This window comes from Streptococcus sp. KHUD_017 (assembly GCF_054861245.1).
On the sequence record NZ_CM142175.1, the window covers coordinates 1,015,852 to 1,031,796 of the forward strand.

The following is a 15,945-nucleotide window of genomic DNA, read 5'->3' on the forward strand; positions in this document are numbered from 1 at the left end:
GGGAAAACCCTGCGATTTTAGCAGGAAGAGTTACATGAAAATAAGATACATAAATATTCCTCCAATATTGTTTATTTTAAATCTAATTTTCTAACCTCAGTTATCATTTGGCAAACTATAGCAATGCCAATAATTAAAATACCTGATAGTAAAAACCAATGATTTACACCGATTTTATCAGCAAAGAATCCAGAAAGAATTAACCCAATTGGCATAGCAAGTGACATGATACTTCCGATCAAAGAAAATACACGTCCTAAATATTCAGGCTTAATTTTCTCCTGAAAAAGAGCTGTTTGCACACCGCTATAAAATGGCACCGAAAGCCCCATTATTGCACAGCAAACTACGAATATTACAAATCCATTTGGAGGAAGTATTCCCGAAACGGCTAAACTGGTCCCCATTATAAAAAATGAACTTGTTATTAGTAATACATGCTTTTCGAAGCCCCCTAATCTTCCTAATAATAAGCCTCCTGCTAGCATCCCAAATGCAAAGGAAATTTCCGTAATAGAAATATGCACAGGTGTTCCATTAAAGTGTTCCATGCTTATTAAAGGAAATAGTGCATTGATTGGCATATAAACAAAAGTATATAGTGTTCCTAAGAGTAATAAGGCAAACAATCCTTTGTTTTGTCTCAGAACCACAACTCCTTCTTTCATCTCCCTTATGAAATTTGGTTCTAAACTTTGCACTTGATTACCCAGCTTAGGTATACGTACAATTGCTACCGTAATAGATGCAATCACAGCACCCAATACGTCGATGGCAATAATAGCATTTAAATCCCAAACGGAGTATAAGAGTGCTGCAACTGCCGGACTAACAATATAGCTTATAGACTGCAAAGACTGACTATAGCCTGCGCATTTCGTTAGCTGTTCTTCTGGTACTAAAAGTGGTGTAACCGCATTGAGTGCTGGGGTATGAAAAGCTGTTCCAATGCTACGGATAAACAATACTATCATAATCATCCAGACAGGTAGCTCCATACAGAATGCAACAATAGCAAGCACTGCACCAGCTGCTGCGATAATTAAATCGGCACCAATCATTATCTTCTTCCTATCATGACGATCCACTAGCACACCAATGGCAGGTCCCAAAATCGCATAGGGTAAAAAACCTACTAATGAAGCCATAGACAAGACCATCGCAGATCCTGTTTTTTCTGTAAGGTAAAAAATAATCGCCATTTGCAGGATGGCACTAGTGATTAATGATACTGCTTGCCCTGCCCATATTGCATAAAATTTTCGTTTCCAATTGTTGTATTTTTCCATTTATATTATCTCCTGCATATTATTTTGCTTGAATTTCTATTTTGAATAGCATTCTAGGCAATAAAAAATGCAGGCCAAACCCCACAATGTGGCTTTTGGTCTGCATACATACAATTTGGAAACATTCATATTAAAGACATAGTTAAATAAAGGTATAGTTAAATAACCAATATCCTCACCGTAACTAATGAATGCTCAATATCGTATAAATAAGCACAACAAAAAAGCCTATCATCGGGTATAGATTCTGCTTTTTTTATTGCCAGCTTATCTTAAACGCATTGAGGCTGTCATAGTTTCGGTTCCTCCTACATCTTTGTTTATATCAATTTATAGTATAACACAACAAGATGATATGTTCAATATAAAAGTTATGGAATGAGACTCATACTTCCAATTCGATGCCAGATTTAAAGGATATGACGAAGTTTTCTTCATAGACTGTAACGCTCTGGATTATCTTCCTTAGTAGCAAGCGATTAGCTTTCACAAAATCTTCTGTTTGTAGTTTTAAAAATTCATCAGGATTTTCTAACTCAACCTCAAAATATTTCATTTTACATTCCCTCATTTCATTTATTGATAAATTGAGTTTGCAAAAAAGAGTGGACAATTTTTGTCTACTCTTAACCTTTAAAATAGTTTTTTTTAATCGATTTGAAGTTGCCTAAATTATTACTTATTCGGTAAAATGAAGTATTGCTTTCAACAGATTTCCTTCAACTACACTTCACTTGATTCAAACAAGGTGGGTACATTTCTATTCCCACAAACTCCTTGTCAATGGAAACAAACACGTACCCACAGGGTAAATGGAAATAGAAACTGATAATTTCTAGCTATCACTTCTACTCATTCCAAAAATTTTCTCACTCTGATACTTACCCACCATAAAGCAAAAAGCCTTGCAATCAAGGCTTTCATTATCCCTTTCGTTCAAAGGTTTCTAAGCTTTTACGAGCAGAGCGACACACTCAGCGGTTCGCTATCTCCGTTCTGTCTGCGTGCTAGCACTTGTCAATCACGGACAGCTATCGCATGGGCGGAAGTAAATGCTAATCTTCGTCGTTTTACTCCTTGACTAGCAAACTTACCGCCTCAACATGATGCGTTTGCGGAAAAAGGTCCACCGGCTGGACTTTCTTCAACTCGTAGCCCAACTCTTGATAGAGTTTGATATCACGCGCCATGGTTGCGACATTACAGGAGATATAAGCAATGCGGTCAGCTCCTGTTTGAGCGCTTGCTTTGATAAAGCTTTCGGTCAAGCCCTTGCGTGGTGGGTCGACCAGGATGGCAGTTGATTGGATACCTTCCTTGAGCCAATTCTTCATGGCATTTTCAGCTGTGTCACAGACATAGTGGGCATTGTCGATACCGTTCAATTCTGCGTTTTTCTGGCTATTTTCTACTGCTTCTGGGATAACTTCCACTCCGTAGACTTCCTTGACATGTTTAGCGACAGATAATCCAATAGTCCCGATTCCTGAGTAGGCATCGATCACTACATCATCTTCTTTTAACTCCGCAAAGTCAATGGCTGTCTGATAAAGCTTCTCTGCCATTTCTGTATTGACCTGATAAAAGGCTGGTCCAGAGATTTGGAAGCTATTCCCCAACATTTGGTCCGTAATGTAATCTTGACCATAGAGAACCTGCCATTCTTTTCCAAAAATGGCATTGGTATTCTGGTCATTGATATTTTGCATGACAGACACAATCTCTGGGAACTGCTTAATGACTTGGTCAATCAACTGTTCAACTCGGAAAATTTTAGGACGAGTTGTCACCAAAATAACCATGATTTGACCTGAATGATGGCCACGACGTACAACAAGGTTACGAATCAGACCAGACTGTTCCTTCTCATCATAGGGTTTTAAGTCATAGCGACGAAGCAAATCACGTAGTGCAAGAATAACCTGGTCAATGACTGGATCCTGGATATAAAAATCTTCCAAGGGCATGAGATCATGAGAATTCTTACGGAAGAAACCAGTCTCTAGAACACCATTAACGCGACGAACAGGAACCTGAGCCTTGTTGCGATACTTGATAGGATTTTCCATACCAAGTGTATCTGAAACCTCTACATCCGTGATTCCAGCAATCTTATAAAGACTATCTTTTACTTGCTTGGTTTTGAACTTGAGTTGCTCTGGATAGGCTAAGTGACCTAAGTCTGCAATCCCAGAACGCAAGTAAGCCAAATCTAAGTCTTGATTACGATGTGGAGATTGCGTAAGATATTCCTCGACTTTACCAAAGCCAATCTTCTTGTTGACTTTAAGGACTCGCATAAGGATTTTTTCTGTTGGTAAAGCATTCTCCACAAAAAAGACCAAGCCATCTACCTTGGCAACTCCTGCTCCCTCATGGGTCAAATCGACAATCTCTACTTCTACAATATCATTTTTCTTTAACATATGTTTCACTTTCTATGAGCCGACAAAAAAAGACGGCAACAATCCTGTTACCATCTATTATACCATGAATTGACCTAAGCACCAAAACTCTTGAAGAAATCAAGGATGGCTTGCCAAATAGAGCTGAGGATATTCCCACCGTCTTGAATAGCTTTATTGGCGTCAAAGTTAAGGTCGATATTGCTGAAACTGTCACCAGCTTGAGCAACAATGCTTTGTTTCAAATCTTTTAGAGTCTTTGTAAAGTCCTCGTTGTTAAGAATATCGCTCTTTGAAAGATTAAAGGCAAAGTTGATGATGACATTGACTTGGTTGCCTGTAACAACTTGATCCAGTTTATAGTTCTTTAAAGTATCTTCGACAATCTTACGAACATCATCTTCTGTAAGTTCACCCTTAGACTCTTTAGCCTTAGCGACTGCAGCCTTTATATCAGCAAGGGCTACGTTCAGTTTATTGGCATCAAAGCCTGATTTGTCCTTGTTTTCATCGTTAATATCTGACAAGGCCTTGAGCTCTTCCTGAGCCAAGTCTTTATTTTCCTGAGGTAATTTTACACCATTTGACTCAAGGGAATAGTAAATGCCTGCTAGGGCACTTTCACCAGTAACTGGAATTGGGGCCGCAACGGTGATACGCGCGTGCTCCACACCCAAGGTAACAGCCGCATTACGGTACATATCTTGCGTCACTTTAGTGATATTTTCAGGTGTTTCAATCTTGACCTCAAGGGGAGATTTTTCTCCTAATTTTTGAATTTTTGCTGATGAATAAAGTTGAAGACTTGAATCGTTTGCGACATTCATAATTTTTGAGTAGACCTCTGGTGTCATAGTCTTCAAATCTTTAGTATCTTTTGAGGCATCATAGCCAAGTTTTTTAAGTGTTTGATTTTTTTGATCTTCCGTTAATGAAGAACCCAAGACGTACTCAGGTTGAACATAGGTTTCATCAATTACTTTTTGAACATCAGTTGCTGCTTGAACGTTTTGCAATGTTGCAACCGCCAAAAGAACTGCAGCACTCGTCAGAAAGAATTTCTTTCGCATGAGACGTTCCTCCTTTTCCACTCTAGCATATTAAAGTATCCTTAAAGAAAACTTATAAAAAGCACCTAGAAATTCTAGATGCTAAAATAGATTAAAAATTTTGATGATATAGAGATTTAGTTGAACCTGTCTAGAGTAATAATAGTTTCCCCCATCGACATAGAGTTCTCCCCCCTGAAAAATAGAAATGGGATTGATGTAGCGATAGGTTTTCCCTGTTGTATTTCCTAATATAGGCGCAACTGTATCTCTGGAGTATTGCTTAGCTAGGACAAGAGTATTCTTTTTCCCATTCTGGGCGATAAAATCGATATAAGCAGGTCCAAAGTTATAAGCTTGAATGGCTGTCCAGACATCCACTCCTTTTTCTTGAGCTAAATAGAGATTTTCTGTCAAAGTTTGAACCCCTTGCCGAATACTACTTGCATTATCGTTTATGGTATCAGTAGAGCCACTAGCAGATTCACTTGACTGCATCACGTCTCCTTCTTTACCCTTAGTTTCTGTATAAATCATGGCGAGCACAAGCTCTTCGTTTGCTGGGGTATCTCCTTCATTCAAGATTTCGCGAACCATGGGTTGGTAGGTCATGACTTGTTTGACATCCTGACGAATCAGATAAGCTTTATATCCAGCGAAAAGGAAGACTGCTAGTACCAGCATTCTTCGTATAAGTTTAAACATTATTTATTTTGTATATCCTCGATGTTTTTGATTAAGATAGAATAGGTTCCATTATCGTTTTGAATGAACTCAACTGATTCCGCATCTTGATAGACATTGTTTGGTACGATGAGTTCAATTCCGTTTGACAAGGAAAGTTTCTGATTCTCAAATCTCTTTAACTGACGACTGGCATCAATCTCATCAAACTGTACTGGCTCTGGTACTGCTTCTTTAACCTGGTCAATGAAGCTAAGTCGAGCAGTAAGATTATTGTCAAAAAGATCATTGGCTAATTTTTCTGGAGAGAGCTCATTATTCTCTTCAAGATTATTGAAAATTGCTGATTTAACTTTAGATTGGAATTGAAAATCATCTGTGTTAAAGGTTTCGGCAATCTTTTGAGCCGTTTTTTCTAGTTCCTTAATGGATTTCTTAGGTGAAATCTTTGGTTGTGCTTGAATAAGATTCTCAGAAAAATAGTTTAAAAAGGCTCCATTATACTTGATGCGTTTTTCAATCAAGTGATACTTGCGACTTTGAAGATTAACAACTAGTGCTTCGTCTGCTCCAGTTCCAAACCCAGGTAAGTTATTTTGAGTCAGTTTGATTGGATTGTCAACCTCGCCACCCAAGTGTGTCAAGGTTTCACGCAATGCAATTCGTAGAAAGGCAAAGTGGTCTACTCCCTCTTTTGAAAACTGGACAAAAACCAAGTCATTAGTCTTTTGGTTTTCAGATACAGAGAATTCCTCTTTCCAGAGATTAGCAATTGTAACAGATGTTTCCATTAAATCTTCTGTGATGTGATTGAAAAAAGGATTATCCTCTTCAAAAATACCAGTTTTGGCATCATCCGAATATACACGCTCCACTTTTTTACGCAAGTATTCCTCGATTTTAGGAGTGATATTGAGAAACTTATCCGCCAAGAACAACTCTGTGTCATCAGGGCTGAACTGATGGATAATGGCTTTCTTAATATAAATATCCATAAAATATTAGTCCTCATATAATGGGAAGGCATCTGTCAAGGATTTGACTGCACTTCTCACTTCTTCTAAGACAGCTTCGTTTTCTGCATTCTTAAGGGCTTTAATAATAAGTTCAGCAACTTGACGGCTTTCTTTTTCACCAAAACCACGAGCAGTAATTGCTGCCGCTCCGATACGAATACCACTTGTCTTGAATGGTGACAATGTTTCGTAAGGGATTGAGTTTTTATTTAGGGTAATATTAACTTCGTCCAACAAGTTTTGAGCTACTTTTCCGTTCTCTACTACCTTAGTCACATCAACAAGGAAGAGGTGATTTTCAGTACCACCAGAGATAATGCGGAAATCAGGATCTTGCAAGAATACCTCCGCCATGGCTTTGCTGTTCTTGATAACATTGGCAGCATATTCTTTGAAGGCTGGATCCAATACTTCTTTGAATGAAACAGCCTTAGCTGCAATAACATGCTCTAATGGTCCACCTTGAATACCAGGGAAAATAGCAGAATTGATTTTTTTAGCAAGATCTTCGTCATTAGTCAAAATCAAACCACCACGTGGCCCACGAAGGGTTTTGTGGGTCGTAGTCGTTGTGATATGTGCGTATGGTACTGGACTTGGATGAAGACCAGCAGCAACCAAACCAGCAATGTGAGCCATATCGACCATCAATTTAGCACCTACAGCATCTGCGATTTCACGGAATTTTGAGAAATCAATAATGTGAGAATAGGCTGAGGCACCAGCAACGATAAGTTTTGGTTGCACTTCCTGGGCTTGTTTCAAGATGGCTTCAAAGTCCAATAGCTCTGTCTCCGGATCAACGCTATATGAAACGAAGTTATAGGTTTGACCTGAGAAACTTACAGGAGCTCCGTGAGTCAAGTGCCCACCCGCAGCTAAATCCATCCCCATAACTGTATCACCTGGTTCAATCAAGGCCATGTATGCTGCACAGTTAGCTTGACTTCCTGAGTGAGGTTGGACATTGGCAAATTTAGCACCAAAGATTTCTTTCGCACGTTCAATAGCTAGACTTTCGATAACATCCACTACATCAGTACCACCATAGTAACGACGTCCAGGATATCCTTCAGCATATTTATTAGTCAAGATAGAACCTTGCGCTGCCATTACAGCCTTAGATACAACGTTCTCTGAAGCGATTAATTCAATATTATTTTGTTGGCGTTCTTCTTCTTTAGCAATAGCATTCCAAAGTTCTGCGTCATAAGCTTTAAAATCATCTTTATCAAAAATCATAGCTTTTCTCCTTTAATTAACTTAATAAATCGTTTCTGCATCTTATCACAAGTATAACCAACTTTTTCATAAAATGCATGCGCACCAATACGATGGTCTGCAGAATTTAAACGTATAAATTTGTAGCCACGTTTTTCTGCTTCTTGCTCTAATCCTTGGAGCAAAGTTTTCCCGATGCCTTTACATTGTGTTTGAGGCAAAACAGCTAAAGCTAGGATGTTAAAACCTGCTTTTGAATAAAGGGATTCATAAACCTCAGCATGAACATAACCTAGTAAGTCATGATTGGTTGAATCCTCGAAACCTAGCAGGAAGTGATGGGAATCTTGAGACAACTTAGCTAGTTGACTAGCCGTTTCCTCTGGACTAAAATCATAACCTAAAGCCTCTTTGTTAATCTCATAAATAGATGCAACATCTGTTGGTTTCAAAGCACGTAGCATATCATACCTCCTCAAAAGGAATTTCGGGAATCTTGGCAAGGATATCTTCTCGTGTAATCGCTCCTTGACGTAAAATTTTCACCTTGGCACCAGATAAGTCTAAAATAGTCGAATCTTGACCAGTTAAAAAAGCATCATCTTCCAAACCTAAAACATTTTGGTTAAAATCCTGCAGAATTTCCTTATAGGTCACACCGCTATCCTGTCCTGAAATGTTAGCAGACGGGCCGATTAAGGGACCAAACTCACGAATCAATTCTAGAGTGACGGGATGACTTGGCATGCGAAATCCAACAGTCGTCAAGTCTGAATTGACCCAGTAAGGGACCTTGTCATTAGCTTCTAGGATAATGGTTAAAGGCCCTGGCAAAAAACTTTTAACAAGTTGTTGTAAACAAGGTGGCTGATTCTTGGAAAAGTTCAAGATATCGTCTAAACTAGCAACATTGAGATTGAGAGCCTTATCTCTAGGGCGACGTTTGAGCCGATAAACATGGTCAACAGCCTTCTCATCCAAAGCTTTCGCAAAAAGGCCATAAACTGTCTCAGTTGGCAAAACTACTGCTCCACCCTTTTCCAACTCTTGCTTAATTTTCTCCATCATCAATGACAACCATCCTATCTTGGCCAAATTGGTCTTTGAGCGTTCGAACTCGTTTCTCAGGAAGATTTTCCATAAAGAGAGCGGGTACACTTTGACCTTGTTTGTAGCCAATTTCAAGATAAATCTTACCACCATCAGTTAGATGGTCCTTTGATTCTTCCGCGATTCTGCGATAAATCGCTAGACCTTCCTCGTCTGCAAAAAGGGCTAAATGCGGCTCTGAATGCAGAACATTCAAACCAACTTCTTCCTCATCTGCTCGAGAAATGTATGGTGGATTGGATACAATTATATCATATTTTGAACAAATTTCGGAGAAACAGTCAGATTTGATAAATGTGATCTCTAAATCTAAACGCTCTGCATTCTCCGATGCTAGGTCTAATGCATCTTGTGAAATATCAGCAGCTGTGACTGACCAATCTGCTCTATTTTTAGCTAAAGCAAGGGCAATTGCACCATTTCCTGTACCAATATCCAAGACCTTGAGATTTCCATCAGGATTTTCAGCTAGGATAAGCTCAACTAACTCTTCTGTTTCAAGTCGTGGTATCAAGACCCGCTCATCTACTTTTAACTGCATCCCAAAGAATTCAGCATGACCTATAATGTACTGGGCAGGTATATGATTTGCCAGTTTCGTGTAAATTTCTTCTACGAAGTGTTTATCTTCCTCAGTTACCTCTTGCTGGAGAGTAAAGACAAAGTTTGTAAAAGAGAGATTTTTTAAGCTACGATAGACAAAAGAGAGGCTTTCTGCTTCCTCTCCTTGTGCTATTAACTTTTCCTCAAAATCTTTAAATATTTGAGCTAATTTCATTATTTGTTTAATTCTTCCAATTTTTGTGTTTGGTCGTAGAGTACCAAGGCATCTACAACTTCATCCAATTTACCAGCTAAAATTGTATCAAGTTTTTGTAGAGTCAAGCCGATACGATGGTCCGTCACGCGGTTTTGTGGGAAGTTATAAGTACGGATACGCTCTGAACGGTCACCAGTACCGATTGTAGACTTACGCTCAGCATCTTGCTCATCTTGGGCAATCTGTGCAAAGTGGTCTGCCACACGCGCACGAATAATCTTCATGGCCTTCTCACGGTTCTTCTGCTGCGTACGTTCTTCCTGCATCTCAACCTTGATGTTTGTTGGCAAGTGAACGATACGAACGGCAGTCGCTACCTTGTTGACGTTCTGTCCACCAGCACCTGATGCGTGGTAGATATCAACACGAAGGTCTTTTGGATCAATATCGTACTCTACTTCTTCTACCTCAGGCATGACAAGAACTGTCGCTGTAGAGGTATGAACACGACCTTGGCTTTCTGTCACAGGGACACGTTGCACACGGTGGGCACCTGATTCATACTTGAGTTTAGAGTAAACTGACTGACCAGAAACCATGGCAACGACTTCTTTGAAACCACCGACACCGTTCATAGATGCTTCCATAACTTCAAAGCGCCAGCCTTGGGCTTCAGCATATTTTTGGTACATGGTTAGCAAATCTCCAGCGAAAAGTGCTGCCTCATCTCCACCAGCTGCTCCACGGATTTCAAGGATGATGTTCTTGTCATCGTTTGGATCTTTAGGAAGGAGCAAGATTTTCAGTTTTTCTTCATACTCTTCTTTTTCAGCCTTAGCATCCTTGAGTTCTTGCTTGGCCATTTCTTCCAAGTCCGCATCTCCGCCAGACTCTTTAATCATTTCTTCAGCATCAACAATGTTTTGGAGGACTTGTTTGTATTCACGGTAGGCAGTTACGGTATCACGAGTTGAAGCTTCTTCTTTTGAAAGCTCCATGAAACGCTTGGTATCAGAGACCACATCAGGGTCGCTCAGCAATTCTCCCAACTCTTCATAACGGTCTTCTACAGCTTGTAGTTGATCATAGATATTCATTCTTACTCATTCTCCTTATTGATTTCAGGGGCAAAATAATGTTTACGGCAAACCGAGATATAGGTTTCATTACCACCTATCTGGATTTGTTCACCTTCATAAGTAGGTTTTCCATCTAGCGTACGTAGTACCATGGTCGCCTTTTTCTTACAATACTGACAGATGGTTTTGATCTCATCAATTTTATCTGCTAATAACAATAGATGTTTAGATCCTTCGAACAGCTCATTGCGAAAGTCATTCTTCAAACCAAATGCCATAACAGGTATGTCTAACTCATCGACGACACGAGCTAAATCGTAAACATGATGACGCTTCAGAAACTGGGCCTCATCGACCAAAACACAGTAGGGCTTTTCAGGTAAGTCTCGAATAAACCCAAAAATATCCGTAGTATCATCGATAGCTATGGCTGGTCGCTTCATGCCAATCCGACTCGACACATAGCCTATACCGTCTCTTGTATCCAGAGCCGAAGTCATAATCACAACTCCCTTTCCTTGCTCCTCATAGTTATAGGCTACCTTGAGAATCTCGATGGTCTTTCCTGAATTCATGGTCCCATAACGATAATACAACTGTGCCATGTTTCTATTTCACGTCCATTCTAATTTTCTGCTACATTCTAGTATATCATATTTTCCAAAAGCTTTAAACGGCAAAATGTGGTAAAATAGAAGAAATCAAAAACTAGTGGAGGAAGCTATTATGCCATTTGTACGCATCGATTTATTTGAAGGGCGCACGCTCGAGCAAAAGAAAGCCCTAGCAAAGGAAGTAACCGAAGCTGTGGTTCGTAACACTGGTGCACCACAATCTGCTGTTCATGTCATCATCAACGATATGCCTGAAGGAACTTACTTCCCGCAAGGGGAAATGCGCACTAAGTAAAGCTTAAGCGATCTGCTTAGGCTTTTCTTTATAAGTGGCATCCGTTGAATAAAAAACTTTATTTTGTTACAATTTTAAGAGATATTAGTCTATAAAAACAAACGAATAAAATTTAAAGGAAATAAAATGATTACTCGAGAATTTGATACCATTGCCGCAATCTCGACACCGCTTGGTGAAGGGGCTATAGGTATTGTCCGCCTAAGCGGAACAGACAGTTTTGCTATTGCTCAAAAGATTTTTAAAGGCAAGGACTTGAGCAAGGTTGCTAGCCACACGCTTAACTACGGCCACATTATCGATCCTTTGACTGGTAAAGTTATGGACGAGGTAATGGTAGGTGCTATGAGGTCTCCTAAGACCTTCACTCGTGAGGATATTATCGAGATTAACACCCACGGTGGGATTGCCGTAACCAATGAGATCCTCCAACTAGCTATCCGTGAAGGGGCACGTATGGCAGAGCCGGGTGAGTTTACTAAACGTGCCTTCCTCAATGGTCGTGTAGACTTGACTCAGGCTGAAGCTGTTATGGATATCATCCGTGCTAAGACTGACAAGGCTATGAATATAGCAGTCAAACAACTTGATGGTTCCCTGTCTGACCTCATTAATAATACTCGTCAGGAAATTCTCAATACCTTGGCTCAAGTTGAGGTCAATATTGACTATCCTGAGTACGACGATGTGGAAGAAGCCACTACTGCTGTTGTCCGTGAAAAGACCTTAGAATTTGAACAACTTTTGACCAATCTTCTAAAAACAGCCCGTCGTGGCAAAATTCTCCGCGAAGGGATTTCAACTGCTATTATTGGTCGCCCAAACGTTGGGAAATCAAGTCTCCTCAACAACCTCCTTCGTGAAGATAAAGCCATTGTAACGGATATTGCAGGGACTACTCGAGATGTTATTGAAGAATACGTCAATATCAATGGTGTTCCACTGAAGTTGATTGATACTGCTGGTATTCGTGAAACAGATGATGTCGTGGAACAAATCGGGGTTGAACGCTCCAAAAAAGCCCTCAAGGAAGCTGACTTAGTTCTACTAGTACTAAATGCTAGTGAACCTCTGACCACTCAAGACCGACAACTTCTTGAAATCAGCCAAGATACCAACCGTATTATCCTACTGAATAAAACTGACCTACCAGAGGCCATCGAAACTGAAGAACTTCCAGAAGATATTATCCGGATTTCAGTCCTCAAGAATCAAAACATTGATAAGATTGAGGAACGAATCAATGAGCTCTTCTTCGAAAATGCAGGCCTTGTTGAGCAAGATGCTACCTATCTATCAAACGCACGTCATATTTCATTAATTGAAAAAGCAGTTGAAAGCCTACAAGCTGTTAATGAAGGCTTGGAACTCGGTATGCCAGTTGATTTACTTCAAGTTGATTTGACCCGTACTTGGGAAATCCTCGGAGAAATCACTGGTGATGCTGCGCCAGATGAGCTTATTACTCAATTGTTTAGCCAGTTTTGTTTGGGTAAATAACATAAAAACTAGTTCAAAAGAATGCTAGTCACCTAAAAAGAGGCTGGGACAAAAGTCCTAGCCTCTCATTTGTCTATGGATTGTCGAGCAAGACGCAGTGGTTGAGTGGGCTCCACTACGCTGATTTCATCAGCTTTTACAGCCCTACTCAACTGTGCGGAGGTGGGACAACGAAATCGAATTCTAACGAATTACCGATTTCTGTCCCACTCTATTTTTCTTACACCTTCTAAATTAGATCCTACCTTAGCAGATAGCTGAAACAAACATTATACTCAATGAAAATCAAAGAGCAAACTAGGAAACTAGCCGCAGGTTGCTCAAAGCACTGCTTTGAGGTTGTAGATAGAACTGACGAAGTCAGTAACATATATACGAAAAGGCGACGTTGACGCGGTTTGAATTTGATTTTCGAAGAGTATTACTAGTTCTTTCCTATTTTCACTTAGTCTTTAGGTAATTTGCCAGCTTTTTCAAGCATTTTTTTGATTAAATAAGGCATCTTGACATTTTCACGACCTTTTTTCTCAATCAATTTTTTAACAAATTCTGGCATTTGTAAGTCTTGTGATTCATCTAGAATATTCTTAGTTTCCTCCGAAGGAACTAATTCATCAAAGGTTTCTTCTTCTGGGAGGAATTCTCTAAATTCTTTATGTTCGTTAGCTCGGACAGTATTAACCAAGGCATCAATCAAACGAGAATCTGTATTTGGCATTGGTGGACGATGGTAGTTCACCCCCAATTCCTGACACAATTCATAACATTCCACATCGTTGTCAAACAAGACTTCAATGTGCTCACTGATAAAACTAATAGGTACAAAAATATAATGATTTGGATGTTCTTTCTGTTCTCTGAGATACTCCAAAACATCTGGCTTAATCCACGGAATACCAATATCACTTTCGCTCTGCCAAGTGTTGGTATATTGCCCTGGATCCAAGTCTAATTTCTTCGCAATTAACTTGCTATTTTCAAAAATTTGATCGATATAGGGATCACCAAAATCCAAGGCAAAAATGGGCACACTGTGGGCAGAAAAGATGACTTTAAAGCTATCCTGTTTCACCTTTTCTTTTAAAATCTTAGCAATTTCAGCTGTCCAATAGTTTAATAGTGCCTCTTCTTGATACCAGTCCTTAATAACTAAAAACTGAATTTGTTTACTTTCTAGAAACTTTTCGTACCCCATGACAGAGTAAAAGGAATAGTGTGGCTCCAAAATCAAGCAAATACACTTTTCAATTCCATCTGCTTCCATTTGCCGAATTACATCTGGAATAAAAGGGGTTGAAAATTTATTGGCAAAATAGACACTATATTCATTACCTAACCTAGCTTCTACCAAAGAAACTTCTTCACGGGTAATTTTTTGAAGTGGAGTTCCTCCAATTCGAACATAATTATCATAAAGGGTTTGAATTTCGTGGTCTTGAGGTCGAACTCCTCGACGAATGTTGGTAAAAAAGTCGGCTACTCCTTCAAAGGTAATCTCTTCTGGTGAACCAAATGTCATCATTAAAATTGCTTTTTTCATCTCTGCATCCTTGTGATATTTTTATCTTTTTTATTGTATCACTAAAGAAGCTATAAGTAAACGCTAATATAAGGATTTTATCTCCCTTTTGACTTTTGTTTTTCTCTTCTTTCTATGATACAATGGTTTTAAAAGAAGGAAAAAAGGAGTTACGATGAAATATCCAACATTGTTGGAGCGTTTTTTGACTTATGTCAAAGTCAATACACGTTCTGACGAACATTCAACTACTACACCAAGTACTCAAAGTCAAGTAGACTTTGCCACTAATGTTCTCATCCCAGAGATGAAGCGTGTCGGTTTGCAAAATGTCTATTATTTGCCAAATGGTTTTGCTATCGGTACACTTCCAGCTAACGATCCAAGTTTAACTCGCAAGATTGGTTTTATCTCCCACATGGATACAGCTGATTTTAATGCTGAAGGTATCAATCCACAAGTAGTTGAAAATTACGACGGTGGCCTTATCGAGCTTGGTAAATCTGGTTTCAAGCTCGATCCAGCTGATTTCAAGAGTCTTGAAAAATACCCTGGTCAAACTTTAATTACTACAGACGGGACAACTCTTCTCGGTGCTGACGACAAATCAGGTATCGCCGAAATCATGACAGCCATCGAATACTTGACTGCTCATCCTGAAATTAAGCACTGCGAAATTCGTGTCGGCTTTGGACCTGATGAAGAAATCGGTGTTGGTGCCAATAAATTTGATGCAGAGGATTTCAATGTTGACTTTGCTTATACAGTTGACGGTGGACCTCTTGGTGAACTTCAATACGAAACCTTCTCTGCTGCAGGTGCAGAACTTCACTTCCAAGGTCGTAATGTTCACCCAGGAACAGCTAAAAGACAAATGGTTAACGCCCTTCAATTAGCGATTGACTTCCACAATCAACTCCCAGCTGGTGACCGCCCAGAATTGACTGAGGGCTATCAAGGTTTCTACCACCTCATGGATGTATCTGGTAGTGTTGAGGAAGCGCGTGCTAGCTATATCATTCGTGACTTCGAAAAAGAAAACTTTGAATCGCGTAAAGCTGCTATGCAAGCTATCGCTGATAAGATGAACCAAGAACTTGGTAGCAATCGTGTAACCTTGACTTTGACAGACCAGTACTACAACATGAAGGAAGTCATTGAAAAGGATATGACTCCAATCACCATCGCTAAATCAGTAATGGAAAGTCTTGATATCACACCTATTATCGAGCCTATTCGTGGTGGAACAGATGGTTCTAAGATTTCCTTTATGGGAATTCCAACGCCAAATATCTTCGCTGGTGGTGAAAATATGCATGGCCGTTTTGAATATGTCAGCCTTCAAACCATGGAACGTGCAGTTGATACCATCATTGGTATCATATCTTACAAAGACTAAAAAAG

At 39.6% G+C, this 15,945-nt stretch carries 16 protein-coding genes; 3 read left to right on the top strand and 13 right to left on the bottom strand.

The features are described from left to right. Positions 1-71: 71 nt before the first annotated feature. From mef(A) to ACVAMZ_RS05090, 12 genes are all read right to left on the bottom strand, one after another. Positions 72-1,289 (bottom strand): macrolide efflux MFS transporter Mef(A), encoded by a 1,218-nt coding sequence (gene mef(A), locus ACVAMZ_RS05035; protein WP_000417519.1) that lies wholly within the window; start codon positions 1,287-1,289, stop codon positions 72-74. Positions 1,290-1,674: 385 nt separating this feature from the next. Then, positions 1,675-1,845 carry a hypothetical protein gene (locus tag ACVAMZ_RS05040; RefSeq protein WP_000873143.1) on the bottom strand — a complete coding sequence of 57 codons (171 nt, stop codon included), beginning with the start codon at positions 1,843-1,845 and terminating at the stop codon, positions 1,675-1,677. Positions 1,846-2,359: 514 nt separating this feature from the next. Then, the gene (rlmD, locus tag ACVAMZ_RS05045) at positions 2,360-3,715 is read right to left on the bottom strand and encodes a 23S rRNA (uracil(1939)-C(5))-methyltransferase RlmD (protein WP_461684196.1); all 1,356 of its coding nucleotides are present in this window, start codon (positions 3,713-3,715) and stop codon (positions 2,360-2,362) included. A gap of 74 nt (positions 3,716-3,789) precedes the next feature. Next, positions 3,790-4,764 (bottom strand): DUF1002 domain-containing protein, encoded by a 975-nt coding sequence (locus tag ACVAMZ_RS05050; protein ID WP_461684197.1) that lies wholly within the window; start codon positions 4,762-4,764, stop codon positions 3,790-3,792. Positions 4,765-4,845: 81 nt separating this feature from the next. Continuing rightward, positions 4,846-5,448, bottom strand: a complete 603-nt coding sequence (locus ACVAMZ_RS05055) for a lysozyme family protein (protein WP_461684198.1) — start codon at positions 5,446-5,448, stop codon at positions 4,846-4,848. Continuing rightward, complete coding sequence (locus ACVAMZ_RS05060; protein WP_006148471.1) at positions 5,448-6,422, bottom strand: nucleoid-associated protein; 975 nt, start codon at positions 6,420-6,422, stop codon at positions 5,448-5,450. The genes ACVAMZ_RS05055 and ACVAMZ_RS05060 overlap by 1 nt, the downstream gene beginning before the upstream one ends. A gap of 6 nt (positions 6,423-6,428) precedes the next feature. Continuing rightward, complete coding sequence (gene glyA / locus ACVAMZ_RS05065; protein WP_461684199.1) at positions 6,429-7,685, bottom strand: serine hydroxymethyltransferase; 1,257 nt, start codon at positions 7,683-7,685, stop codon at positions 6,429-6,431. Beyond that, on the bottom strand, positions 7,682-8,128 hold the full coding sequence (locus tag ACVAMZ_RS05070) for a GNAT family N-acetyltransferase (protein ID WP_461684200.1): 447 nt from the start codon (positions 8,126-8,128) through the stop codon (positions 7,682-7,684). Before ACVAMZ_RS05070 ends, glyA begins: the two co-directional genes overlap by 4 nt. A 1-nt stretch (position 8,129) precedes the next feature. Continuing rightward, the gene (locus ACVAMZ_RS05075) at positions 8,130-8,732 is read right to left on the bottom strand and encodes an L-threonylcarbamoyladenylate synthase (RefSeq protein WP_461684201.1); all 603 of its coding nucleotides are present in this window, start codon (positions 8,730-8,732) and stop codon (positions 8,130-8,132) included. Continuing rightward, positions 8,716-9,552, bottom strand: a complete 837-nt coding sequence (prmC, locus tag ACVAMZ_RS05080; protein WP_461684202.1) for a peptide chain release factor N(5)-glutamine methyltransferase — start codon at positions 9,550-9,552, stop codon at positions 8,716-8,718. Before prmC ends, ACVAMZ_RS05075 begins: the two co-directional genes overlap by 17 nt. After that, positions 9,552-10,631, bottom strand: a complete 1,080-nt coding sequence (prfA, locus tag ACVAMZ_RS05085; RefSeq protein ID WP_006148466.1) for a peptide chain release factor 1 — start codon at positions 10,629-10,631, stop codon at positions 9,552-9,554. Before prfA ends, prmC begins: the two co-directional genes overlap by 1 nt. A 2-nt stretch (positions 10,632-10,633) precedes the next feature. Beyond that, a complete protein-coding gene (locus ACVAMZ_RS05090) occupies positions 10,634-11,218 on the bottom strand; it encodes a thymidine kinase (protein ID WP_461684203.1) in 585 nt (194 codons plus the stop codon). A 121-nt stretch (positions 11,219-11,339) separates the two neighbouring features. Between ACVAMZ_RS05090 and ACVAMZ_RS05095 the strand changes: the two genes are divergently transcribed. Together ACVAMZ_RS05095 and mnmE are read left to right on the top strand one after the other, a co-directional pair. Then, the gene (locus ACVAMZ_RS05095) at positions 11,340-11,522 is read left to right on the top strand and encodes a 4-oxalocrotonate tautomerase (protein WP_001117401.1); all 183 of its coding nucleotides are present in this window, start codon (positions 11,340-11,342) and stop codon (positions 11,520-11,522) included. 126 nt (positions 11,523-11,648) lie between these two features. Beyond that, a complete protein-coding gene (mnmE, locus tag ACVAMZ_RS05100) occupies positions 11,649-13,022 on the top strand; it encodes a tRNA uridine-5-carboxymethylaminomethyl(34) synthesis GTPase MnmE (RefSeq protein WP_461684204.1) in 1,374 nt (457 codons plus the stop codon). 445 nt (positions 13,023-13,467) lie between these two features. On the opposite strand, the gene hemH is transcribed toward mnmE, so the two are convergent. After that, positions 13,468-14,562, bottom strand: a complete 1,095-nt coding sequence (hemH, locus tag ACVAMZ_RS05105; protein ID WP_461684205.1) for a ferrochelatase — start codon at positions 14,560-14,562, stop codon at positions 13,468-13,470. Positions 14,563-14,716: 154 nt separating this feature from the next. Here hemH and pepT point away from each other — a divergent pair, with 154 nt between their 5' ends. Next, complete coding sequence (gene pepT, locus ACVAMZ_RS05110) at positions 14,717-15,940, top strand: peptidase T (RefSeq protein WP_461684206.1); 1,224 nt, start codon at positions 14,717-14,719, stop codon at positions 15,938-15,940. Positions 15,941-15,945 lie beyond the last annotated feature (5 nt).